This window comes from Chamaesiphon sp. OTE_8_metabat_110, assembly GCF_031382685.1.
Lineage (GTDB): Bacteria > Cyanobacteriota > Cyanobacteriia > Cyanobacteriales > Chamaesiphonaceae > Chamaesiphon.
The window spans coordinates 1-4,142 of record NZ_JANMZA010000304.1 but is presented as its reverse complement, the minus strand read 5'-3'; the positions used below and the strand labels follow the sequence as shown (position 1 = coordinate 4,142).

5 protein-coding genes are annotated in these 4,142 nt (G+C 48.0%); 3 read left to right on the top strand and 2 right to left on the bottom strand.

Going from position 1 to position 4,142, the window contains the following annotated elements:
- Window positions 1-225: 225 nt before the first annotated feature.
- Complete coding sequence (locus RMO52_RS11060; RefSeq protein WP_310413997.1) at window positions 226-528, bottom strand: DUF3288 family protein; 303 nt, start codon at window positions 526-528, stop codon at window positions 226-228.
- Between the two features lie 168 nt (window positions 529-696).
- Complete coding sequence (locus RMO52_RS11055; RefSeq protein WP_310413994.1) at window positions 697-1,968, bottom strand: sensor histidine kinase; 1,272 nt, start codon at window positions 1,966-1,968, stop codon at window positions 697-699.
- A 221-nt stretch (window positions 1,969-2,189) separates the two neighbouring features.
- On the opposite strand from RMO52_RS11055, the gene RMO52_RS11050 reads away from it, so the two are divergent.
- From RMO52_RS11050 to RMO52_RS11040, 3 genes are all read left to right on the top strand, one after another.
- Complete coding sequence (locus tag RMO52_RS11050) at window positions 2,190-2,915, top strand: hypothetical protein (RefSeq protein ID WP_310413992.1); 726 nt, start codon at window positions 2,190-2,192, stop codon at window positions 2,913-2,915.
- 160 nt (window positions 2,916-3,075) lie between these two features.
- On the top strand, window positions 3,076-3,363 hold the full coding sequence (locus RMO52_RS11045; protein ID WP_310413989.1) for a hypothetical protein: 288 nt from the start codon (window positions 3,076-3,078) through the stop codon (window positions 3,361-3,363).
- Between the two features lie 263 nt (window positions 3,364-3,626).
- Window positions 3,627-4,091, top strand: a complete 465-nt coding sequence (locus tag RMO52_RS11040; RefSeq protein ID WP_310413986.1) for a hypothetical protein — start codon at window positions 3,627-3,629, stop codon at window positions 4,089-4,091.
- Window positions 4,092-4,142: the final 51 nt, after the last annotated feature.

Sequence of the window (4,142 nt, the reverse complement as noted above, 5' to 3'; positions counted from 1 at the left end):
ATCGAGTCGAGTATTATGTAGATATCTCTATTTTCATTATATCTGGTGCAGTTCGGTTATTTACCCTGAGCGTGAATACGGATAACCACGGGGGTAAGCACCTACAGCGCCTCTGTTATCCCAGCCTAGCTCGATCCTCGTCACAAAAATTTAACTTTTCTTCGGTAATTAGATTGAGGAGGTGGCAATGACAGCAGTAAGCCAAGGTATTCACCACCAACCAATTTAATTCCAATCTTCTTGCTCTTGATACTTTTTGGCTTTGACTTGATAAATCGGTTCGGTTGCGTGCAGTTCGCGCGTTTTGGCAAATAATTGTTCTTCAGTCATGTGCCATTCGATCAGCAAGCGATCGAGATTGGCTTGAATATCCGTCGCACCAGGAAATCCTCTGTAACGAATTCGCAATCTGGCAAGTTCGGCTAATGCCATCGCTTCTTGAGGGTCGCTCTCCAATAGTCGATCGACGATCGCCCGATCGATTTTCTCTTGTGGATGTCGTTGGGGTAATTTACTTTGCTCTGGCATCGGGATTGGGTAAGGGGTAAAAGGGTAAAGGGTAAAGAGGAAAGGGTAAGAGGTAAAAGGTAAGAGGTAAAAGGTAATGGGTAAAAGGTAATAGGTAATAGAACAATTCTTCATCTCCCAGTCCCCCAGTCCCCCCATCTCCCATCTCCCATCTCCCATCTCCCATCCCTAGATCCAGGGAATACTCGCTAAGATCTGAGCGCCACGATCGGGCATACTCACAATTTCAAAGCTACCTTGTAAAGATAATACGCGTTCCCGCATACCTTGTAAGCCAAATCCAGTCTGATTGTTATCTGGAATAAAACCGCGTCCATTATCAGTGACTGATAACTCAATTGAGTGCGATTGGGTGCGAAGTTCGATCGTGACTGCTGTTGCTTGGGCGTATTTACTAATATTAGTTAATGCTTCTTGGACGATCCGATAAATGGCGATCGAGACTGCTGATGGTAATTCTGGCGGTAGCTCCAATAAACACAAGGGTTGAATATGATTAGAGAGCTTAAATTCATCTGCTAATTGATGAATCGCACTGACTAAATCGCGATCGTGCAAAGGATCGGAACGCAGCGTCGAGACAGATTGGCGCACGTCTTGTAGGGCGATCGAACCCAATCGTTTGGCTTCGATTAATACTTCCCGCGCTTGTTCGGGTTTGACTTGAGCGAGTTTGACCGCCATTTCCAGATGGAGATTGAGCGCGGTGAGGGAGTGTCCTAGGGAATCATGAATTTCGCGGGCGATCCGATTGCGCTCTTGTAGGCTACCATTTTCTTGCGCTTTGAGGGCATAATTGCGAATGCGTTGATTGGCGATCGCGAGTTCTTCTTTGGCTTGCTTTTCGGCTAAGATCCGGTCTACGAGTAACTGCAAGCTGAGCAAGATGCCAGCGAATAAAGACACAAACCCCCACTTGAACCCATCTCGTTCGCGGCGCGTCTCTTGTGGAGACTCGCCTTGACGACCGCTTGCTGACTCGCCGCTGGGGGCAGATGGCTTAGAGCTACCAATCGTAACGCCAGGACGAGGGTAGCCCCGGTTGGCACGCATACGTTGGTACGGAAATAAGCTCGTCGTCATCAGATATAGAACAAAGATCCCGCCAGTCACCCACAACCGATACTGTCGTCCGAAAATCAGATAGCTCCGCATCATCACGATGATATACAGCAAGCCAACTTGACGCATCCCGAGGTAAGCAGCTAAAAAAATCGGCACGATTTGGGCGATCGTATAGAGTATGCGGATCGCTAATTTGCCCATCGGCAGGCGCAATCCCATCACAGCCAGCACCGCTACAATCCCTACATTCAGCCATTTTAGCTCCAGCATCTGTCCGCGCGGCGACACTTCGAGCGCCATGACGACGGCGAATAAAATCCACTCGATATATAGTAGCGATCTCAGCGGATGGCGCACGAATAGTTCGATCTGCATTCAATCGACTTAAATTACTTGGGGTTCTCCTAACATAACTGTAATTGTTCCCGATCGATCGTTACGTTAGTCATGTTTTGAGGCGATCGAAACTATGACTGGCGATAGGTTATTTGAAGAATCGATCGTGACCTTAGCTGGATGTCTGGATCGGGTCAGAAAACTTAAGATAGCAGCATGGAAATAAAACATTCCTTACCACCAGCACCCCGATTACCACGATGAAAAACCACTTAGTCAAATTCTTACCACTATTGGCGATCTCCATTGCTGCGCCAGCAGTTGCCGCGAGTAACTATTTCGAGCGGCATTCTAATGGCGTACAGATTGCTGACAATGCAATGGGCAACCGCGAAAATCGTCTCAATCTGACTCCCGCTCAAAAAACCAAAATGCAGCAGCTCAAAGCTGACACTCGCAGTCAGATCGATGCGGTATTAACGCCATCACAGCGTCAGCAACTCACCCAGCTTCGAGCTACACGCCAAGCCGAGCGCCAAGGTGGCAAAGGGATGAATTTGACTGCCGACCAAAAAACCAAACTCAAAGCCATTCGTGAGTCAAATAAAGCGCAACTGAGAGCAATTTTGACTCCCGCTCAACAGGCGCAACTCGGGCAAGGTCGCGGTTGGGGCAAAGGCGGGATGGAGCAATTGAATCTGACTGCCGAGCAAAAAACCAAAATGCAGCAACTCCGCGCATCGGCACGCAGCCAAATGGAAGCGATCCTTACACCCGAGCAACAGCAGCAAGCTCAAGCACGTCAAGAGCGTCGCCAAGCCATGCGAAATACCTGGAAAAGTCTCAATCTCACCGCCGACCAACAAGCCAAAATCAAAACTATCCGTCAATCGAGCCGACAGCAGTTAGACGCCATTCTGACCCCAGAGCAACAGGCTCAACGCAAATCGCGCTACAGAGGCGGTGGCAGACAAAACTCCATCTAGCAGCAAAGCTACTTACCCGAGCATTGCTACTGCCGGATCGTGACAAAAGATAGAGAGTACGGGCAGACATCTATTGCTTTTACCCGATGAATCCGACTCGATCGCGAGATTACACTCGACATAAACGTGCTCCATTTATCTAACCCAGCCCACAGCAAACATGTTAAAACTCACTTCATTAGCAATTGGCTTACTTAGTATCCTCACGATGGCTCCCAGATCTGAGGCAATGACGGCTAACGCTCGTCCTGTCTCGATCGATCGACCCGCCGCCAATCTCCAATCTCAAATTATTTTAAAAATCGGCGACCGGGGTTACTCGCGTGGCAGTAATTATCGACGGCGGCGGGAGCTAGAACTGCAACGGGAGCGCGAAGCCGCACGCCTTCGCCGACAATCTTTACGGCGTGAGCGTCGCTCTTATGGTGAATACCGCCGCAGTCGCTAAATTCTCAGGTCGGTATAGATGCAATTTTCACAGCTAGATCTCGACCGATTTCAATACATTTGTTTCTGCTGGAATTTAGCGATAACCGACCGATCGATTAGGTGAAATCTCTAACTATAGGTGGATATGTAAATACATCAAAAGTTATTAGATTATAAATATGGATATCGAGTTTTTGTCCAAGCCAAAAACTTTTGTTATTTTGCATCCATTCTTGTCTATTTAGCCGATTTATTCTAGTCTAATTAAACCACGAAATTGTCATGAAAAAACATTTTATTGCATTAGTTACGCTGCTTTCTTCAATTGCTGCCATCGGTGTAAGTACGCCAGCCAGCGCCCAAGTAATAGGTCAAAGCTCGATCGGGCCATCTGTACTATTTGGCAACGGTCAAACTTCGATCGGGATCGACTCCAAATTCGGCGTCAGCGACAATCTCTCACTGCGTCCATTCGTCTACTTTCCCAATAACGGTACCAGCTTTGGTACGTCACTGACTTACGATCTCCCCTTGAGAAATACCGAACAAAGCTTCTTGATTACCCCATTTGTTGGTGGTTCTGTCGCTGTGAACACGGGCAACAATAGCGTAACTACATTTGGTTTGGTTGGTGGTGCAGACATCGACCTCAGCGATAGTCTGCGCCTCAAGGCTTCGGTCATCGTACCAGTTACCGATAGCAATCAAGGTACGGGGATTGCCGTAGGTGCTGGTTTACGCTTTTAGATATTCACCGAGCCACTAAGTAATGGCGCACCGATCGGGCGATCGGTCGAT